This is a genomic window from Sphingobacterium kitahiroshimense (assembly GCF_025961315.1).
In the GTDB taxonomy this organism is placed as follows: Bacteria; Bacteroidota; Bacteroidia; order Sphingobacteriales; family Sphingobacteriaceae; genus Sphingobacterium; species Sphingobacterium anhuiense.
On the sequence record NZ_JAOQNK010000001.1, the window covers coordinates 1979018 to 2000198 of the forward strand.

The 21181-nt window shown below is 35.9% G+C and carries 17 protein-coding genes; 7 read left to right on the forward strand and 10 right to left on the reverse strand.

Features of this window, described 5'->3' with window-relative positions:
* Nucleotides 1-77: 77 nt before the first annotated feature.
* The 3 genes from M2265_RS09040 to M2265_RS09050 all read right to left on the reverse strand — a co-directional run bounded on the left by M2265_RS09040 (nucleotide 78) and on the right by M2265_RS09050 (nucleotide 2501).
* On the reverse strand, nucleotides 78-392 hold the full coding sequence (locus tag M2265_RS09040; protein ID WP_132772951.1) for a zf-TFIIB domain-containing protein: 315 nt from the start codon (nucleotides 390-392) through the stop codon (nucleotides 78-80).
* 243 nt (nucleotides 393-635) lie between these two features.
* Complete coding sequence (locus M2265_RS09045) at nucleotides 636-1001, reverse strand: PEGA domain-containing protein (protein ID WP_021188459.1); 366 nt, start codon at nucleotides 999-1001, stop codon at nucleotides 636-638.
* 330 nt (nucleotides 1002-1331) lie between these two features.
* Complete coding sequence (locus M2265_RS09050; RefSeq protein WP_132773957.1) at nucleotides 1332-2501, reverse strand: IS4 family transposase; 1170 nt, start codon at nucleotides 2499-2501, stop codon at nucleotides 1332-1334.
* Nucleotides 2502-2694: 193 nt separating this feature from the next.
* On the opposite strand from M2265_RS09050, the gene M2265_RS09055 reads away from it, so the two are divergent.
* Nucleotides 2695-4320 (forward strand): ABC-F family ATP-binding cassette domain-containing protein, encoded by a 1626-nt coding sequence (locus M2265_RS09055; RefSeq protein ID WP_132773672.1) that lies wholly within the window; start codon nucleotides 2695-2697, stop codon nucleotides 4318-4320.
* Nucleotides 4321-4390: 70 nt separating this feature from the next.
* Here M2265_RS09055 and M2265_RS09060 read toward each other — a convergent pair whose 3' ends face one another.
* Nucleotides 4391-5986 (reverse strand): discoidin domain-containing protein, encoded by a 1596-nt coding sequence (locus M2265_RS09060; RefSeq protein WP_132773674.1) that lies wholly within the window; start codon nucleotides 5984-5986, stop codon nucleotides 4391-4393.
* A gap of 682 nt (nucleotides 5987-6668) precedes the next feature.
* On the opposite strand from M2265_RS09060, the gene M2265_RS09065 reads away from it, so the two are divergent.
* Nucleotides 6669-9557, forward strand: coding sequence for a TonB-dependent receptor (locus tag M2265_RS09065; protein WP_132773676.1), 2889 nt, complete (start codon nucleotides 6669-6671; stop codon nucleotides 9555-9557).
* A 73-nt stretch (nucleotides 9558-9630) separates the two neighbouring features.
* Here the strand turns inward: M2265_RS09065 and M2265_RS09070 are convergent, their stop codons facing one another.
* The 6 genes from M2265_RS09070 to holA all read right to left on the reverse strand — a co-directional run bounded on the left by M2265_RS09070 (nucleotide 9631) and on the right by holA (nucleotide 16168).
* Complete coding sequence (locus tag M2265_RS09070; RefSeq protein ID WP_021188461.1) at nucleotides 9631-10089, reverse strand: membrane protein; 459 nt, start codon at nucleotides 10087-10089, stop codon at nucleotides 9631-9633.
* A gap of 245 nt (nucleotides 10090-10334) precedes the next feature.
* Nucleotides 10335-11918: an MDR family MFS transporter gene (locus tag M2265_RS09075; protein WP_021188462.1), complete on the reverse strand. Its 1584-nt coding sequence runs from the start codon at nucleotides 11916-11918 to the stop codon at nucleotides 10335-10337.
* A gap of 4 nt (nucleotides 11919-11922) precedes the next feature.
* Nucleotides 11923-13014 carry an HlyD family secretion protein gene (locus M2265_RS09080; RefSeq protein WP_021188463.1) on the reverse strand — a complete coding sequence of 364 codons (1092 nt, stop codon included), beginning with the start codon at nucleotides 13012-13014 and terminating at the stop codon, nucleotides 11923-11925.
* A 12-nt stretch (nucleotides 13015-13026) separates the two neighbouring features.
* Nucleotides 13027-14331, reverse strand: coding sequence for a TolC family protein (locus tag M2265_RS09085; protein ID WP_132773678.1), 1305 nt, complete (start codon nucleotides 14329-14331; stop codon nucleotides 13027-13029).
* The gene (locus M2265_RS09090) at nucleotides 14321-14938 is read right to left on the reverse strand and encodes a TetR family transcriptional regulator (RefSeq protein ID WP_132773680.1); all 618 of its coding nucleotides are present in this window, start codon (nucleotides 14936-14938) and stop codon (nucleotides 14321-14323) included. Before M2265_RS09090 ends, M2265_RS09085 begins: the two co-directional genes overlap by 11 nt.
* Before the next feature lie 228 nt (nucleotides 14939-15166).
* On the reverse strand, nucleotides 15167-16168 hold the full coding sequence (gene holA / locus M2265_RS09095) for a DNA polymerase III subunit delta (protein ID WP_132773682.1): 1002 nt from the start codon (nucleotides 16166-16168) through the stop codon (nucleotides 15167-15169).
* 103 nt (nucleotides 16169-16271) lie between these two features.
* Between holA and M2265_RS09100 the strand changes: the two genes are divergently transcribed.
* From M2265_RS09100 to M2265_RS09120, 5 genes are all read left to right on the forward strand, one after another.
* A complete protein-coding gene (locus M2265_RS09100) occupies nucleotides 16272-16730 on the forward strand; it encodes a type I restriction enzyme HsdR N-terminal domain-containing protein (RefSeq protein ID WP_132773684.1) in 459 nt (152 codons plus the stop codon).
* A gap of 96 nt (nucleotides 16731-16826) precedes the next feature.
* The gene (gene clpP / locus M2265_RS09105; RefSeq protein ID WP_132773685.1) at nucleotides 16827-17528 is read left to right on the forward strand and encodes an ATP-dependent Clp endopeptidase proteolytic subunit ClpP; all 702 of its coding nucleotides are present in this window, start codon (nucleotides 16827-16829) and stop codon (nucleotides 17526-17528) included.
* A gap of 2 nt (nucleotides 17529-17530) precedes the next feature.
* Nucleotides 17531-18781: an ATP-dependent Clp protease ATP-binding subunit ClpX gene (clpX, locus tag M2265_RS09110; RefSeq protein ID WP_132773687.1), complete on the forward strand. Its 1251-nt coding sequence runs from the start codon at nucleotides 17531-17533 to the stop codon at nucleotides 18779-18781.
* A gap of 101 nt (nucleotides 18782-18882) precedes the next feature.
* Nucleotides 18883-19701, forward strand: a complete 819-nt coding sequence (locus tag M2265_RS09115) for an AMP nucleosidase (protein WP_021188870.1) — start codon at nucleotides 18883-18885, stop codon at nucleotides 19699-19701.
* Between the two features lie 46 nt (nucleotides 19702-19747).
* Nucleotides 19748-21112, forward strand: a complete 1365-nt coding sequence (locus M2265_RS09120) for a pyridoxal-phosphate dependent enzyme (RefSeq protein ID WP_132773689.1) — start codon at nucleotides 19748-19750, stop codon at nucleotides 21110-21112.
* Nucleotides 21113-21181 lie beyond the last annotated feature (69 nt).

Below are 21181 nucleotides of genomic sequence, written 5' to 3' on the forward strand. Positions count from 1 at the left end.
TAGCTAGACCCAACCGTAAAAACCTAACTTATTCCTTCGCAGGCCGTAATAAAACAGTTATAATTTAATACCAGATTTTAGTCAAAATCAAAGAAATCTGAAAGAAATGATTTCTTCTTTTTAGGATATTGCTGATGTTTATTATGGTCATCACGGTGACCCTCGCGATAATGCTCACGATAATCGGATCTTTCCCTATTGCTATGCTCAGGACGGACTGATCGATCTTCATAAGTATTTGAAGATACTTTGTTTTGCTCAGCGGCATAAGACATCAACTTATCAAGTTCTCCTTTATCCAACCAGACACCTCTACAAATAGGGCAATAATCAATTTCAACCTGATGACGCTCTGTCATCAATAAAGTTTCGTTGCAATTTGGACATTTCATATCTTTCTATTTCTAATTTTTCAATCAATTAAATAGCAATTTACTGAAATTAAGACTATCATCACGTTGCTATCTGACACATTTCACATTATTTAACAAGTATTATCATAACAATGTAATGCTGTTGATTTTCTCTTTATATATGCCCCTAAAAAAGAAATTCATCACTTAAGACATCAAAGATTAATCCCATTCTAAAAATTGAGAAAACTTTGACACCAAAAAGTCTAATAGCATATATTTTTATTTTTTAGGATCCAGTGTTATTTCATAGACTTTAGGATCATATTTCATCATCGCCCCAGTAGCAGCATCAACACCCCAACCAATTATTCCAATAAAGTTTAAGATAGAGACCGGATTAAAAGTTGTTTCAGGTTGAAACATCTTAAATTCATAGCCTTCTTTCTTTAAAGTAACTGTTTGACCGCTAAAACCTTTTTTAAGTCTGACTGCTACAGGAGTTATGCCCCTATCAAGACCATCAACCTCAACTTTAGCACCTTCAGGAAAGGTTTTAATAGTCACTGTTTGTTTTGTCCCTGTAAAAATTGTCGCACAAGAAGTTAAAGTAATAGTTACTAACGATAATAGTAAAATTTTTTTCATAATATGTTTATTGAGATAAAGTGCAAAGATATAAAAGGAAAGTTATTATCATGAAAACAACTTAAGATTAATTTAAATAAATTTAGATCTATTTTGAATTTACACCAAATTGCCTATCCGGTAATGAAGTAAAATCATATATTAAATTCTTGACGAGAGAAGAATATGCTACATGTAAAAAAAATATCATTATTCTTTTTAGAAAGCCTCTAAAAACTATCTGACCTCAGTACCGTCCTAAATAAATTTTAGGGCCATATAAATCCCTATCTGCTGGTGTTTCCATGCAGATTTTATTGTTACTCTCCGAATAAATCCTCCCTGTCCGTTTCAGAAAAGGTTAAACTGTCCATTTTGATCGGGCGGTTTGCCCGAAATAAACGGGTCATCGGCCCATTTCCACAGATCAATCTTCACGAAGATATTCAGCCGTATGAAATTCACCAGATTTGACAGGTTCCAGCTATATTTCGCCCTTTTCTGAATATACTTGAAGAGTAATATCCCGATCAGGGCTGTCCATATCTGGATGTAAACGGCATTCTGGGAGGTGCCTACAAAACTGGTGACCTTCAGCCGCTGCTTGAGGTGTTTAAAGAACGTCTCGATCTCCCAGCGCTCTTTGTAAAGTGCAGCTACGGTGGCAGCCTTCCACTGAAAATGATTGGTCAGGAACTCGTATTCTAAATTTTTGATGCTGTCCCAAACCCGGACAAGACGCATCTTCTTATCTCCGTACCGAGCTGCTGAGCTGCCATCCAAGGCAATAACCTGATCTTCAATCACCCCGGCTTCTTTCAGTTCATCGCTTTTCCAGGACTTCAATACCGTATATTTCATATTGGATTTGCTCCTTGTTACGAAAAAGCAGCCAGTGCTGTCCAAAACGTTCATCCAGGCGTAATCGACATAGCCCCGATCCACCACTACCACACATCCTTTGGGAAAGGATAGGGTCTTTGCCAGGGTGGATTCATGTGTTTTGCCATCGGTAATATGCACGAAGCTGGGCATACAGCCATCGTAATCCAGTACCGTATGCAACTTCACCGCACCTTTGGCACTTCGGAACCTTGCCCAATCAAACACCGACAGGCAGAGCGGGATCACCGTGGCATCCATCAGCAGCACTTTGCGTTTCAGCATGCGCAGTTCTGAGCGAAGATGCGTCTGCTTCTGCCAGAGTGTGTCCAATAACCCAATATACAGGTCGCGGAATAACACGTGGTCACGATGCGCATTCATGTAGGAAAGATTGGACTTGCTGGGCACCCTGCTGATACCCATGTGGTGCATATTGCCCGTCGTACTCCGCAAACCGTTGCTGATGTCCCTGACAGAATCTGCAGACGATAAATGGCAGAAAAGCATGCTTACCAAATGCGTCCAGCTGTTGATCCCCTTGTGGTGCTTGTCTGACTCATGCTTGCGCACCAAAAAATTGAAACCACCGCGGTCGATAAGCGAGAGAATCTGAGAAAATACATTTATATTTACCATGGTGGTGATTTGTTTTAGCAAACTAAATATAGCATTCCATGCTATATCATTCACCACCACTTTTTAAAAAACGTTTAGGACGCTACTGATCTGACCTCAAATCATAATAATCACACGGAAAGCAGAACTTTAACTTTATAATATCTTTAAAAATGGACTTAAAAAAGAGAGAAAAAAAGCGTACCTTTGCGGTATGATTAATGTATCCAATCTTTCTCTTCGCTACGGTAAACGCGTATTGTTCGAAGATGTCAATCTCAAATTCACACCTGGTAACTGTTACGGTATTATTGGTGCCAATGGAGCTGGAAAATCGACTTTCTTGAAAATTGTTTCTGGAGAAATTGATCCTTCTACAGGTTCCGTTGCTTTTACACCAGGCGATAGAATGTCGGTATTAAGCCAAGATCACTATGCTTTTGACGAATTTACAGTTTTGGAAACCGTAATGATGGGTAATCATGAGCTATACAAAATCATGAAAGAGAAAGATGCGATCTATATGAAAGAAGATTTCTCTGATGCTGACGGTGAACGCGCTGGTGAATTAGAAAGCTTATTTGCTGAAATGGACGGCTGGAATGCTGAATCAAATGCCGCAACACTCTTAAGTAGTTTAGGTATTAAAGAAGAATTCCATTATAAATTAGTTTCAGAAATTGACGGTAATCAAAAAGTACGTGTCTTATTGGCGCAGGCTTTATTTGGTAAACCAGATATTTTGATTCTCGATGAGCCTACCAACGATCTTGATATTAATACAATTGCATGGTTAGAAGATTTCTTAGCTTCTTATGAAGCTATCGTATTAGTTGTATCCCATGATCGTCACTTCTTAGATGCTGTATGTACGCATACAGTAGATATTGATTTTGGTAAAATGACCATCTATACCGGTAACTACTCTTTCTGGTACGAGTCTTCTCAATTAGCGTTGAAACAACGTACTGATCAGAATAAGAAAACTGAAGATAAGGTTAAAGAATTGCAGGAATTTATTCGTCGCTTCTCGGCCAATGCATCAAAATCAAAACAAGCAACTTCACGTAAGAAAGCTTTAGATAAGATCAACATTGATGAAATTAAGCCTTCTAACCGTAAATATCCTGCGATCATGTTTAATACCATGAACAGAGAACCAGGAGATCAAACTTTACAGGTAGAAGGATTGAGCAAAACAGTTAACGGCGAAGTTTTCTTCAAAGACATCACCTTCATGATTAACAAAGGTGATAAAATTGCAGTATTAGGTGCAAATTCATTGATTACTTCGGCATTCTATGATATCCTTACAGGACGTGACAAAGATTTCAAAGGAGATATTAAATGGGGTATTACGATCACTCCTGCAGATATGCCAATGGATAATTCACCTTTCTTCGAAGGTAGAACAGAAAATCTGGTTGATTGGCTAAGAGATTACACAACAAACCCTGATGCTGATGAGCAATTTATTCGCGGTTTCTTAGGTAAGATGTTGTTCTCTGGAGAAGAAGTCTTGAAAAAATGTTCAGTACTTTCCGGAGGTGAGAAGATGCGCTGTATGTTCTCCAGAATGATGCTTCAAGGTGCAAACTTCTTAATCTTTGATGAGCCAACGAATCACTTGGACTTAGAATCCATTACTGCTTTGAACAACGGTATGGTTGATTTTAAAGGTTCCATGTTATTCACTTCTCGTGACCACGAATTAACTGAAACGGTAGCAAACCGTATTATTGAATTAACTCCAAAAGGTATCATCGACAAGTTGATGACTTACGATGAGTATATTAATAGTGAAGTTGTACAGGCACAGCGTGCTGAAATGTATAAATAAGAATTATTATCTATAAAAAAGAGAGGCCTTGATTGTTATAATCAAGGCCTCTCTTTTTTCATAATCTATATTAATTTGAATAAACTCCAAAATCAGCTAAATGTGAATAGAAGAAATTACCCCACGAACTTGTCGACTCTATTTTTAGATACTGTGTATTTAGTACCGATGTAAAATCTACATTGATCCAACTTCCTGACACTTGTATCAATTGAGCTGTTTTTACCAACGACCAGCTAGTACCATTTGTACTTGAGTAAATATTAATATCCTTCATCGCCCCGTTTAGGTTATCCCGATTTCTAAAAGCGACTCCTTTTACAGATCTCAAAGCCCCCATATTCACAGAAAAATAATGCGGCTGTGGCGCTTGAGCTGACGACCAAGGCGTATGCCATATTGTACTTCTATTTTTATCTAAAACGTTGCTTGCAGGCGCACCATTTTCTTGACTATCAGCTGCTATGATTGACCAGCCTGTTGTCGGTAACAAGTTGTGAACAACAACTTTAGACAAATCAGGAAGATTATTGACAAAACTATATAAGTAACTATAAGTCGACCGGCTACCGTTCTCATGCATAAAACCAACACGAAGCTGATAGTCTCCAGTTAAATCGTAAAAATCTGCCAATGGGCACTCAAATCTAAAGCTGTCAACGCCAATCACTTTAGTCGACCATTGCACAGCATCATAATCCTGATTGCCACCATATGGACTTCTATCATGCCAAATCACGACATCTTTCACCGGCTTAGTCGCTGTAAACTTACCTGAAAAAATAATTTTATTGCTAGCTACAGAAGCTGATAATGATGTAATATCTACAGAGGCCGCTTGGTACCAATCTGTACGCGTTACTGTACTGAATACTTGACTATTATTAAATGTTGCTGTAGTAGCTTGTGTCAGCGAAGTTGTAGAGATGCCATAAGTCGAATTACCACTTCCCATCAATGCCGTACCTAAAGTAGGAGCCAATGTTTTATTCATGCGGTTATGGCTAGCGTTAAGACCATGACCTAGCTCATGAATCATTCCTCCAATCCATACTGTTGCTTTCCAGCCGATATCGCCACCTATTCCTAAATTTTTAGCGTCTAAATTCACATAGTCCAGCGCATAACATGTGGTACCCGTTCCATAAAATGGCGGACCTCCTGGATTCGCCGGATCACTATTGTAAGTAGGAATGACAATCAGATTATGCTCACTTTTCTTTGCAGAAGGATTTAAAGCATAGTAAGCATCCACTTCCGATTTCACTGCGCCACTCCCCCCCTCATAAGGATAAGTTGCTTTCCCAAAATTACCTGGAATGTAGATAATGTTAATTAAAGAATCGTTGATCAGATCCAAACCAAAAGATTTACGACCAAAACCTTCGCGGTCCATGTTCGAAGCAAACATTTCCTGCGCATCGAGTAATATCTTACTCAGGCGCTTTCTGAAATTTGGTATAGAATCCAAATCATTTGGCACAAAGTAAACGACATTTAATTTGTAGGGATTGTTGCGCCATTCATTAGTCAAATTAAGCGCTTGCTTTTTGCCTAGACCGGATTCATCCTTGTCATAATTACTCAAATCCTGTGTAATGTCTTTACAAGAGAATACAGTAAGTAGCACTAGACTACAGAGTACGTAAAAAGATTTATTCTTCATATTTTATGTTATAATGGTGTTAACCGAATTTATAAAAGACAAATCATTTTAAAAAAATTATTTAAAAAATATAACATTTTACTTAACGCAAACGATTGTTTTTCGCAATCAACTATACTATTTGTAACAAAAGCATAGTAAAAACTATTTCACAATCAAAATATTAATTACTATTAAAGAAAAATTACAAGCACATTGATCAGTGATGAGGTCATAAAACTGATTTTTCTTATAGTGAGTGTGGATTATAATTCATTTAGGCAAGTAAACATAGAATAGATTTAAATTTCTAGTAGAGGTGTTCAAAACCTGAATCATCAATAGCTAGATTTTTTTTTATTCCAGCCTCCTACTTACACCCAAAAAAATTATTATGATTCTTTTTATCTTTCTTATACAGCGGAAAGATGTTAATGATATAATAAAACGAAAATAATTACTGCAGGTAGCTTTTACACGAAAAAAATCATAAATTTTTAACAGATAAAAGATTGACTATTTTATATTGATTTTTTTTAAAAAACCTTTCTAAACGTAACTTAAAACAATATTCATATTAAATTATAAGCGCTGAATTACAGATAGTTAAAAACTAATAATTACTATTATTTAAAAATAAATGCTGTAATATGAAAACTAAAAAATATATTTGTCTACCAAATCGATAGATTTAATATTAAATATGAAAAGAACATTACTAAATTTTATTATCATCGCGATTATTGGGGTGGCCAAAACTACTCCATCTTTTGCTCAAGGGTCCAATATTATTGAACTCACCGGTCATATTATTGACCAGAACACAAAAGAACCTTTGCCCGGAATTACCATTACAATTCAAGGAACTGTAAACGGAACATCAACGAATAACAAAGGTGATTTTAAACTCAACACAAAGGCAAAATATCCTTTTACATTAAAAGTATCTGGAGTTGGTTTTGAAACAAAAACTTACGAAGTAACAGGTCCAGAATCCAACTTAAATTTAGCATTATTGACGCAAACAATTCTCGGAAAAGAAGTGGTAGTCACGGCATCACGAACACAGGAAAGTATCTTAAAATCTCCTGTTTCAATTGAAAAATTAGATATCAGAGCTATTAGAGAATCCCCTGCCCCTAGTTTTTATGATGCACTTGAAAATGTTAAGGGTGTTCAAATGACCACTTCAAGCATTACTTTCAAAATTCCTAATACCAGAGGTTTCAATATTCCTAATAACTTTAGATTTGTTCAGTTGGCTGATGGTGTAGATATGCAAGCGGCGACATTAGGTGTTCCATTAGGTAATGCCATAGGTCCCACAGAATTGGATATTGCAAGTATAGAAATAACTCCTGGCGCTTCTTCTGCTCTTTATGGTATGAATGCCATTAATGGGATGGCTAATCTATTGACAAAAAACCCGTTTTTATACGAAGGATTAAGCGTTTACTCCAAAAATGGGTTAAATCATACCGGCGGTACTGGTCGAGAATTGAGTAATTTGACAGAAAATGCCGTCCGCTTTGCCAAATCTTTCAATAATAAATTTGCATTCAAAGTCAATCTTAGCTATTTAAGAGGAACAGACTGGTTGTCTAATTCTTATCAGGATCAAAATCCAAACACATTAAACACAGCAAACCCTAGCTTCCCAGAACTTTCGGGAAGTAATAACCCAGCCTACGATGGCTGGAATATTTATGGTGACGAAAATAATAATGCTGTGACCCTTTCGGGTTTGAACATTAATGGTAAAGCAAACCAATCTCTAATTGTGAGACGTACAGGTTACAAAGAGGAAGAGCTTTCAAAGCCTACAGTTGAAAATTTAAAATTTGATGCCGCATTACATTATCGCCTTACTGAAAATGCGGAATTATCTTATAGCTACCGATTTGGTCAAATGGATGGCGTCTTTCAAAGAGGAAATAAAATTCAATTGGATAATGTAAAGGTTCAAAATCATAAATTAGAATTAAAAGGAAATGACTATTCTATAAAAACCTACCTTTCTACTGAAAACACGGGTGACTCCTATAATATTAAACCTTTGGCAGACAATTTAGACCTGACTCATTTATCTAATAATGCATGGCGAGATCTTTATAAAAACTCATTGCAAACACAGTTAAATGAAGGAATATCTTTAACAGATGCTTTAAGAAATGCTAGAATAGTAGCTGACAAAGGTCGTGTAGAACCTGGTACAAAAGATTTTGATGAACTAAAAAATACCATTACTAAAATCAATAATTGGGATCATTTGAATGCAGGCGTTAAAACCGGTACCGCAACAGGTGGTGCTCAATTGAAACAAATGAGCAGAACTTACCACGTTAATGCACAATGGGATTTAAGCCGACACATCAATATTTTCAACTTATTAATAGGGGGTGATGCGACCATTTATGAAGTAGTTCCTGACGGAAACAACTTTGTGGATTTTAAAAGACCTATAGCAGACAGGAGTCAGCCTTTGTCAAATGGTTCTTTTGGTGAAAATGTCTATTACAAAAAAGTTGGTGGTTTTGGACAGATTACAAAATCTCTTCTGGATGAGAAATTAAAACTTTTTGGATCATTACGAGTTGATTATAATCCTGAATTCTCAGCAAAAATTAATCCTAGGATTGCAGCAGTATATACCCTAAAGGAAAAACATAACCTTAGAGCATCTTTTCAAAATGGATATCGCTTTCCTGCTCTATTTGAAGCACTATCATTTGTCAATAACGGAAATGTACGTCGCGTAGGAGGCTTGTCCTATATCAATGAAGGACTTGGATACTTAGATAATTCATATACCCTTCAATCCGTAAATAGTTTTAATGCAGCGGTAAACAAGGATGTCGCAACTGGATTGACAGCTAATGATGCGGCACTTAAAAACCGGGAACTTTTAGCTATTACAAATTTAAAGGCAACAGAGCCAGAAAGTATCAAGTCTTTCGAAATTGGCTATAAAGCGGTATTGTTTCAAAACAAATTAGCTATTGACTGGGATCTTTACAGCAATGTCTATAATGGATTTTTAGGTCAGGTAGAAGTCGCCGTCCCATCTACAGATAAGATCACAACAGATGCATCTGTTATTGATATGTTAGCTAGTAATAGATCCAAACAAACTCGTTACCGTGTTTATACGAATGCCAAAAACAGTTATAACAATTATGGAAGTTCTCTTGGTATTACTTATAACTTCAGTGGTAACTATACAGTATCCGGCAATATTAACTACAGTGATATTACTAAAAATAAAGAATCTGATTTATTTGTTACCGGATTCAATACTCCTAAGTGGGCATCTAATCTATCTTTCGGAAATAGACAGATTCTGCCAAACGTAGGTTTTAATCTTGTTTGGAAATGGCAGGATGCATTTGACTGGGAAAGCCCGCTTGTGAATGCCCGTGTCTCCGCTTATAATAATATTGATGCACAGGTTAGTTACAAGATGCCTAAAACAACTATTAAACTTGGTGGAAGTAATATATTAAACAATCATTATATACAATATGCAGGTGGACCTACACTTGGCGCTTTATACTATATGGCTATCACTTTTGATAACATCTTAACGAAATAATATTCCCTCCCCCCTTCTATTATAATTGGTTTAATCCTCCTCATCTCTCGATGACGGAGGATTTTTTTAAACTTTATTTTAAATAAAGCCCAAAATACCATACCCATGCTATTAAAATAAGCTGCATCGGAAGTCTTTGTGCATATAAATAATTCATCCCCGGCCCCGTATAATCGGCTTTAAAAATATTGATCATCTTTCTCGAAGAATTAACATTTGCAATGAAGACGACAACAAAAAAGATAATGAGCAATATTGCAGTGGTTGCTCTTAATGAGGGTATCATCAATCCGATTCCAGCTGCAATTTCGAGTACTCCCGTTAAGTATACTAAAAATAATTTTGCAGGAATAAAATCTGGCATCATCATCACCATACCTTTTTGAAATCTAAAATGCGACAAACCAGTGAAAATGATAAAAACAGTCATACCAAGATTACCTGCAAATAAAAAATCCCAAAAACCGTAGACTAATTTTGTGCCTATCAGGGCAAGAAAAAAAGCTGTAAAAAGAATAAGTAATAATTTCATAAGTCGATCATTAGTTTGTCCTAATCTAAATCTTGTTTTAAGTTTACAAGTGCATCACTTGAGAAACAAATAAATTAACGATTTGTTACAATCAAAATGATCTGTTAGATTCAGTTCTTTTCATTAGCACTATTTTTCAGATAAACTTTTATCTGCTTTTTTACATTAATCCGAAATTATTCACAAAAAAAAACAGCCGTATATATATTTACGGCTGTTTCTATTCTTTTAAATTTTTATCTTATTTAGTGTAAGCTTGATGTATCCACTTTGTTCTTACCTTGTTTGATCATCAGCACGAATGGTACACAGGCTATGAATAATATCCCGATGTATAAAAACACATCCATATAAGATAAAACAGTAGCCTGCTTCATGACTGAACCTTCTAATAATTGATAAGCTTTTCCTAAGGCTTCATTAGGGGTAAATCCTTTAGCTATAAAACTAGCCTGCATCTGATTGATACGTTGCTGTACCTCAAAATCAGTTGGATCTAAATTAGCTAATAAATTAACCCGATGGCTTTGACTAAAGCGAGAAATAAATGTCGTAATCAAAGCAATACCAAATGAACCACCCAATTGACGCATCATTCCCGTAAACGCCGCTCCTTCACCAATACTTTTACCCGATAAGGTCGACAATGATAAAGTCATTACTGGCACAAACAATAGACCTAAACCCACACCTCTAAATATTAAAGGCCAAAACATGTGTTCCGCTCCCGTATCATTCGTCAGACGGCTGTACATCACAAATGAAAAACCAAAGAATACACATAAACCTATCGCGACCATATATTTCTGAGGAACCCCATTCTGAATCATCTTACCGATAAAAGGCATCATGAACCCAGTCATCAGAGAACTCGGAATAAGCAGTAAACCTGCATCTGTTGCTGTCCATCCCAAAATAGACTGGGTGTAAATCGGAATAACAAATGTCGAACCGAACAAGCCGAAACCGAGTATAAAGCTCATCACGACACCAACTTGTAGATTTTTATCCTTTAAAACCCGCAAATTAACAATCGGCCGGTCATAGGTCAGCTCTCTCCAGACGAAAAACAGTAATCCTAAAACTGATGTAACCGAAAGAATAACAATTGTACTATTGGAGAACCAATCATCCTGCTGTCCATGCTCCAATACAAACTGTAAAGAACCAATAAACATAATCAAGAAAACCACACCCCACCAATCCACATCTTTAGCAGCCTGTTTTTCACCATATTTAGGACTCTTAACAAATGTAAGTGTCAAAAGAACAGCAATAATACCCAAAGGAACATTGATATAAAAAATATAAGGCCAAGAGAAATGATCTACGATATAACCACCTAGAGGAGGACCTAGCGTTGGCCCAACAATAACCCCCATTCCGTATATGGCCTGCGCCATACTTCTCTTTGCCGGGGGATAACTTTCGGTAATAATAGTTTGAGCAGTAACTAATAATGCTCCCCCACCCATTCCCTGTATAAATCTAAAAAATACCAGTTCCCAAATATTGGTTGAATTGCCACATAAAAACGAAGCAACCGTAAAAATAATAATAGAGGCTGCAAAATAATTTCTGCGCCCAAACTGTTGTGATAGCCAACTTGTCATGGGGATCACGATCACATTCGCGATTGCATATGCTGTAATGACCCAAGCGATATCCGTTAACGTCGCACCCAATGTTCCTTTCATATCATTGAGAGCGACATTGACGATGGTGGTATCCACAATCTCCAATAAAGCACAAAGAACTGCTATAATAGTGATGATGACACGCCGATACCCATATTCAATGAGACTATCCTGATCAAGTGTAGCTGTCATAATCTTATTTTAAGTGAACGTCAACGTCAGCGTTCATTCCTGGACGCAATAAAGCAATATGATCAGCTGTGTTAGCTTTCGTTAATAATATCTTCACAGGAAGACGCTGTACTGTTTTCACAAAGTTACCAGTAGCATTATCCGGAGGAAGTAAAGAAAATTTAGAACCTGTTGCCGGTGAAAATGAATTCACTTCACCTTCAAATTCGATATTTGGATACGCATCAACAGTAACTGCTACCTTTTGTCCAATTCGAATATCATTCATCTGTGTTTCTTTGAAATTAGCAACAACCCAGGTCTCATGATTATCAACAATGTAAAATAATGCTGCTCCAGGATTAACCATCTGTCCAGGTCTTATTTTTACATTAGAAATCTGACCGTCTGCAGAAGCAGTAACTACTGTATACGAAAGATTCAATTTAGCGGCGTCAACAGCTGCTTTAGCGCGTTCAATATTAGCCTGTGCTACTGCTGTTTGTTTACTTGCAACATTTGTTTTACTCAGCACAGCCTGACGTTGTGAATTTGATGCATTTCGTTGTTGTTTTAGAATCTCAACTTGTTTCTCTGCCTCTAACTTAGTTGTTAAAGCTTGTTCATATTGCTGTTTCGTAATTGAATGGTTATTATAAAGATTCGAATAACGATTGAAATCATTTTGAGCTTGTTCTGCACGAATTTGCGCAACATCAATACTTCCAATATTAGAACGAACCGTCGCATCAGAAATCGCTACATTAGCAGAAGTGGCATTCACATCAGCTTTCGATACTTCAAAAGATCCCTCTGCGCCCAACAAAGCAGCTTCAGCTTCTTTTACCTTTATCAGATAATCCTGTGTATCAATCGTAAATAATGTATCTCCCTTTTTAACAATATCATTATCCTTTACATACACTTGTGCAATATAACCACCTACTTTAGGAATGATCGGGTTCATATTTTTATCAACCTGTGCATCATCTGTTGTTTCATGCGACTGACTGTGGATGTATTTATAACCACCATACCCTCCTCCAACTAAGATAAGAGCAATAAGAATGAAGACAAATTTCTTATTTGATGGTTTCTTTTCTTCTTGATTTTCCATTGATATTTATAATTATTTTGTTGTTAATTGACCATTTACTAAAAGTAAATCATAATATTTCTCTACAGTATTAGCTTTAGAAATCGCTAAGTTAATTTTTGATTGCAGCTGTTGTACATCAGCTTCTAATAAATCATCTGTATCCGCCACACCATTATCATATTTATCCTTTACAATACGATAATTTTCATTCGCCTGATTTACTGCCTCTGTATACAATTGATTTTGAGAAATCGTCAAGTGATAATTTTCATTCGCCTGTTGTACCTGAACTTTAATTTTGTCGTTCATCATAACCACATTTTCATCCACTTGGCTTACTTGATTACGGGCGATATTGACATTCTTCTTATTTTTATAAAGTGATCCAATATCATAAGAAACTCCTACACCAACATTCACGGCATTTTTCACTGTTACCAAATTATGTACGTCCAGTGCAGCATAACCACCCGTTAATGCTATTTTTGGCAATGCATTAGATTTCTCAATATTGACCTTATTCAAAGCAATATCATGTTGTGCCTGTAAGGCCTTCAATTCATTCCTATTGGCCAACGCGGTTTGAACATCAGAGAAATCTCCTGCTATAGGTGCCTCATCCAGATTGATCGCAGAAACTTGAGTAGCCTCATCTAGTTTTAAAAAATTAACCAACTGGTAATTTAAAACATTAGCATTTTTTTTTGCTTCCTGAAGAGAAACCTTATAATTAGACAATTGCAATTCAGCTTTTAAAAGATCATTTCGTGGAATGATCCCATTCGCCTCCATAGCTTTAAAATCTGTCACACGTTGCTCAGATCTTTTAATATTTTCTTCCATTAAAAGTGCAGTCTGTTGCGCTTTATACAAATTGATATACAAGCTAATACCTTGTTCAGCCAATTGATCTTTTAACGCTAAAGCTGAGAACTCCTCCATCTTCACAGCATTGCCAGCTGCTGCGATACTGTTTTTAATTTTTCCACCTGTATAGATGGGCATACTTACAGAAGCCTGTCCTAGCATTAACTGATTAGCTTTAATATCCATCGGATCTGAAGATGATGATAAAGGTATCCGAAGTTTAACATCCGGAGAAGTCATTGCTAAATATTGTCCGCTCAACTTAGCGTCAGGAAGTAAACTATTCTTTGAAGCATCCAACTCCAATTTTCTTCCTTTAATTTTTGTTTCTGAAGCTTTTGCTTCCAAACTTTGTGTCTGAGCAAGACGGATTACTTCTTGCAAAGTGAGGGGATCACCCTGTTGCGCAAATGCAACCCCCTGTAGACAGAAAAGTAAGAGTGCCAACTTCCCTATTTTAATATTCATATGTTAATAAAGCTTTAATCGTTCTTTGTAAGTGGGTTACTAAAGTTGACTCCATATATTGACTATACTCCTCATCAGTAGTAAGATTTAATTCTGATTTTAGAAAAGATCTGTTCATCTGAAAATTCATGAACGTCCCCATCATTGTGGCATGTATCAAGATTGGATCATTACCTGATCGAAACTCGCCTGCATCTACTCCTTTTTGAAGAATACTTGAAATGACATTTAAATTGTGCTTTTTTAAATTTTTATAGGAATCGGAAAGCATCAACCTTTTTTTCACTCCGGCTTCTATTGCCAAAATATGATAGATCGCCAGACTAGAATTCATATATTTAATATAAGATTTTACCATCTCGTCAAGGATATCCATCACAGGAATAGTCAATTGTAAAATACTCTCATCCATCTTGAATTTTTCAACCCTGTAGGTAAAAAGATCATCTAACAATTTATCTTTAGAACCAAAATAATAATTGATCATAGCGACATTGACCTGGGCTTCATGTGCTATATCACGTACAGATGTACCATCAAATCCACTTGTAGCAAAAAGCTTTTCTGCGACATGCAATATTTCTAATTGTTTTTCACTGAATTCCATTATTGTGATTTTAAAAACCGTGCGCAAATTTAAACAAGCGTTTAATTTAAACAAGCGTTTAAATTAAAATTTACAAAAAGATAACATTAATTCGATATCATTGTAAATAAGATAAATAACATTGATTTACATTAGGTTTTCCATAAAAAAAACCTCACTCAAACAAATGAGAAAGGTTTTTTTATAAAAATATTGAGAATATTTTAATCGTTATTTCTTGTAAAATTGCTAATTAAGTATTGTAAAAATCAATTCTGTCAGGATATCTTTAGTACTCGTATTACCTCCTACATTCATTCCTTTTGATTTTAAATCTGCATCTTTTAATGCTTCGATGATCGTAAATGTTTTTCTTCTATTGTAGTTACGTGCTGCAAGTTCATATTCTTTCATAAAAAAAGGATGAACACCCAGCTCTTTAGCTGCTGTGCTTTTATCAATGATATAATGATATTTTAAAACCTTGGTGAAATATCCAGCTATAGTACCTAGAACTAACACTAAAGGATTACTTTTTGGATTTGCGGCAAAATAATCTATAATCTGATATGCTTTAGATGCGTTACGCTTCGCTAAAGCAGTATTCAGTTCAAAAACATTAAAATCTTTTGAAATACCAATATTTTGTTCAATATCTGCCACAACAATTTCTCTTTCCTTTGGTACATTGAGCATCAGTTTATTCAGCTCATTGACAATTTTAGAAAGTTCTGTACCTAAATATTCTGACAGTAGGGCAGCTGCTTGAGGATGTATATTCCATCCCTGTTCTTTAATATAAGAAATAACCCATGCGGCTACTTTATCGTCATAAAGTTTGTTTGATTCTACGACAAGGCCTTTTTTTTCAATGGCTTTGTATAATTTTTTACGCTTGTCAAACTTGCCATATTTATAATCAAACACCAAAACCGTACTCACTGTACATTGCTCTACATATTTGATAATCAATTCGTCATCCTTCCATTTCAAATCCTGAGCCTCTTTAATAATAATCAGTTGGTGATCACTCATCATTGGATAACGCTTGGCAGCATTCACAATTGTCGAGAAATCAGTATCCTTTCCGTAAAGTACAGTTTGATCAAAACCTTTCTGAGCATCATTAAGAACCGTATGCTCTAATGCATCACTTATGACATCTATAAAATAGCTTTCCTCACCGTGCAACAAATAGACCGGTTGAAATTTACGTTTTTTAATGTCTGTTAAAATAGGACTGATATTCATGATGCCACTAAATTACAACTAAAATGACGAACCGTAAAATTTGAATAACGGAATCCTACATCTCTTCTATTTTGAATAATTCAAAAATTAGTATCTTTGTCCTATGTTTAACCCAATTCCGTTAAATTTACCGCCATATCCAGCGAAATTGACAAAAGAGAATGAAACCATTTTCATTTTTGACGATTTACGAAAGAAGAAACTTGTTTTAACTCCGGAAGAATGGGTTCGCCAACATTGGGTACACTTTCTCCATATCAACAAAAAGTATCCTAAATCCTTAATGAAGATAGAAGGTGGCTTACGACTAAATGACCTTCAAAAACGAAGTGATTTACTCATATATAATAATCAAGGAGAAAAAATAGTACTAGCTGAATTTAAGGCACCACATATAAAAATTACACAGGCGACCTTCGAACAGATCGCTAATTACAATTCTATTCATAAAATTCCGTTACTCTTAGTAAGCAATGGATTACAGCATTACTACTGTAAAATTGATTTTGAAAACAAATCATTTGCCTTTATAAAAGAGCTACCGAGTTATGATCAACTTTAAGAGAATTGTAACTCATGTGTAAAACAAATGGCGTATAGTATTTATTATTTAAAATATAGTTTTATATTAGTCTTATAAATTTGAATCACAAAGAATATGAATATAGATAAAAACGAATTCAGAAAATATGCAATCAAGCATCACAGAATTGGAAGTCAACATGTTGATGGATTTATTGCACGTGCGCAAGTAAACACACCTACGAACTTGACTCCATACATCGTAGAAGAGCGTCAATTAAACGTTGCTCAAATGGATGTATTTTCACGTTTAATGATGGATCGTATCATTTTCTTAGGTGATGGTATCAACGATCAGGTAGCAAATATCATTCAGGCACAATTGTTGTTTTTACAATCAACAGATTCCCAAAGAGATATTCAAATCTACATCAATTCACCAGGTGGTAGTGTTTATGCAGGATTAGGTATTTATGACACGATGCAATATATCGCACCAGATGTTGCTACAATCTGTACAGGTATCGCAGCTTCTATGGGTGCTGTATTATTGGTTGCTGGAGCAAAAGGTAAACGTGCTGCATTGAGACATTCACGTGTCATGATCCACCAACCTTCCGGCGGTGCTCAAGGTGTTGCTTCAGATATGGAAATCAATCTTCGTGAGATGATGAAATTGAAAGAGGAACTTTACACTATTATTGCTGACCACTCAGGACAAACTTACGAATGGGTAGAAAAATCTTCTGACCGTGATTACTGGATGAAGGCTTCCGAAGCAAAAGACTTTGGAATGATTGACGAGATTTTACTTCCTAAAAAGGAGATTATTAAATAATAATGGCTAAAAATAATAATAGTGGCGTTCATTGCTCATTCTGCGGAATGAGTAAAAATGATGCCCAAATGCTTATCGCTGGAGATGGAGCTCACATCTGTGACCGCTGTATCAATCAAGCAGGCGAAATTCTAGCGGAAGAATTGAAACAACGTAAGAGTAAAACATTACAAACTGCGTTAAAACTCATTCGTCCCTTAGAGATAAAAGAACACTTAGATCAGTATGTTATCGGGCAGGATGACGCAAAAAAAGTGATCTCTGTTGCTGTATACAATCATTACAAACGTCTAAATCAAAAAGTTGATCAAGATGAAATTGAAATTGAGAAGTCAAATTTAATTGTTGTAGGTGAAACCGGTACCGGTAAAACTTTACTGGCCAAAACGGTAGCAAAGATTTTAAATGTACCTTTCAGTATTGTAGATGCTACAGTATTAACGGAGGCCGGTTATGTCGGTGAAGACGTTGAAAGTATATTAACTCGTTTATTACAGGCGGCAGATTACGATGTTGCGGCAGCCGAACGCGGTATCATCTATATCGATGAAATTGATAAAGTAGCACGTAAAAGTGATAACCCTTCCATTACCAGAGATGTATCTGGAGAAGGTGTTCAACAAGCATTGTTGAAAATCTTAGAAGGAACAGTTGTTAACGTACCACCTCAAGGTGGCCGTAAGCATCCTGATCAAAAAATGATTGCTGTCAATACAAGCAACATTTTATTTATCTGTGGTGGCGCATTTGATGGCATTCAAAAGAAAATTGCCAATCGTCTTCGTACACAGACAGTAGGTTACAGAATGAATGAGGATGATGCAGAAATTGATTTAAAAAATCTTTATAAGTACATCACACCTCAGGATTTAAAAAGTTTTGGTTTAATACCGGAATTGATCGGAAGATTACCTGTATTAACGTATTTGAACCCATTGGACAAAGAGACACTATTAAGTATCTTGACAGAACCTAAGAATGCGTTAATAAAACAGTATAGAAAATTATTTGAATACGAAGGAATTGAATTAAAATTTGATACCGAAGTCTACAACTTTATCGTAGACAAGGCTGATGAATTTAAACTTGGAGCTCGTGGTTTAAGAAGTATTTGTGAGGCTATTATGCTCGACGCAATGTTTGAAATTCCTACGTCAAAGGAAAAGACGAATCAAAAAGAACTGCATATTACGTTAGAATATGCGACGAAAAAATTTGAAAAGTCGGACATCAAAAAATTGCAAGTCGCTTAAATAAGAAATCCCTCGCATACCGCGGGGGATTTTTTTTAGCCGCACAAATTTCTTCCCATAGGCCCTCCTTCAAATAGGTTAAATTATTAAATTGAAGAATTATGGCAAAAAGTAAAAAAAACGTAGATAGCCCTATCACACCAGGTTTAAAATCAAAAGAAGAGATTGTTCACAACTGGTTACCACGTTATACAGGAAGACCTTTAGAAGAGTTTGGTAATTATATTTTATTAACAAACTTCTCAAAATACGTCACTATTTTTTCTGAAATGCATGACAATGCACCTATTTATGGTGAAGATAAACCCATGCAAAGTGTTACTGCAGGCGGCATCACTATTATCAATTTTGGTATGGGGAGCCCAATGGCCGCAACCGTCATGGATCTATTGTCTGCTATTGCTCCGAAAGCAGTCCTATTTTTAGGAAAAACAGGGGGGTTGAAGAAAAAAATTGGTGTAGGAGAACTCATCTTACCAATTGCAGCCATCAGAGGAGAAGGTACATCCAATGACTATTTCCCCGCTGAAGTGCCTTCATTACCATCATTTGCATTGCAAAAAGCAATATCAACTACTATTCGCGACCACTCCAGAGACTACTGGACCGGAACAGTCTATACAACCAACAGACGGGTATGGGAACACGATAAAGATTTTAAAAAATATTTAAAAACGATACGTGCTATGGCTGTTGATATGGAGACAGCCACTATTTTCAGTGTCGGGTTTGCAAACAAAATTCCAACGGGTGCTTTATTACTTGTTTCGGACCAACCTATGATTCCAGAAGGCGTAAAGACTGCTAATAGTGATGTAAGTGTAACAGCGAAATATGTTGATGCTCATATCAGTATTGGTATTGATGCGCTTAAGCAACTTAAAAATAATGGGTTGACTGTGAAACATTTGAAATTCTAGGAAACAGACATTTTTTGGTATTTTTGCATAAACAAACAGTAAATTTATGTGGTATAATAACATTTTAGAAACAATAGGAAATACCCCTCTTGTTAAGCTAAACAAAATCACCAAAGATTTAAAAGGAACCATCCTAGCGAAGATCGAGACCAGTAACCCCGGCAACTCGATTAAGGACAGAATGGCACTTAAAATGATTGAAGATGCAGAGCAAGCTGGCTTATTAAAACCAGGAGGAACAATCATTGAAGGAACTTCTGGAAATACAGGTATGGGATTAGCCATGGCTGCTGTTGTCAAGGGCTATAAATGTATTTTTACCACAACAGATAAACAATCCAAAGAGAAAGTCGATGCTTTACGTGCCTTTGGCGCAGAAGTGATCGTTTGTCCCACAAATGTGGATCCTGAAGATCCCCGCTCCTATTATTCGGTATCGAGCCGTCTGGAACGCGAAGTTCCCAATAGCTGGAAAGCCAATCAATACGATAACCCTTCAAATGCGCTGGCACATTATGAACAAACTGGTCCTGAAATATGGGAACAAACTGAAGGGAAAATCACCCACCTTGTCGTGGGTGTTGGTACTGGAGGTACCATTTCAGGTACAGCCAAATATTTGAGAGAGCAAAATCCTAATATTAAAGTATGGGGAATAGATACTTATGGGTCTGTATTTAAAAAATATAAGGAAACCGGTATTTTCGATAAAAATGAAATATACCCTTACATAACAGAAGGTATTGGTGAAGATTTTTTACCGCAAAATGTTGATTTTAGTTTAATTGATCTTTTTGAAAAAGTTACCGATAAAGATGCTGCATTAATGACGAGAGAACTGGCTCGTAAGGAAGGAATTTTTGCCGGAAACTCAGCTGGATCAGCATTAGCAGGTCTTATTCAATTAAAAGATCGCTTAAAAGAAGATGATGTTGTTGTCGTTATCTTCCATGATCACGGTTCGCGTTATATGGGAAAAATGTATAATGAAGATTGGTTAAGAGAACGTGGCTTTTTAGAAGATGAGAAACTCAACGCAAAAAGTATCTTAAAAAGAAGAGGTGAGCAAGCAATTGTAACAGCAGATGTTGAACAAACCGTCTTTGAAGCGTTCAACTTTATGAAAACACTTAATATTTCTCAAATACCCGTAACACAGCAGGGAATGGTGGTCGGAAAAATAACAGAGTCTGATATTTTGAATGCTCTTTTAGAAAATCCAGCTCTTAAATCCTCGTCAGTACAAGAAGTTATGACAAAGCCCTTTCCTTTTGTTGACTTAAATACGTCGATTGATAAAATATCGGCTTTGATCAATAAAGATACACAAGCTGTACTGGTAGAAGATGAATTCGGAAAAATTAATATCATCACACAGTATGATATTATCAATGCAATATCTGAAGCATAATTAAATAAAATTGTATAAAAAAAGCCTTATTGTTAATAACAATAAGGCTTTTTTTATGATAAGCAATTA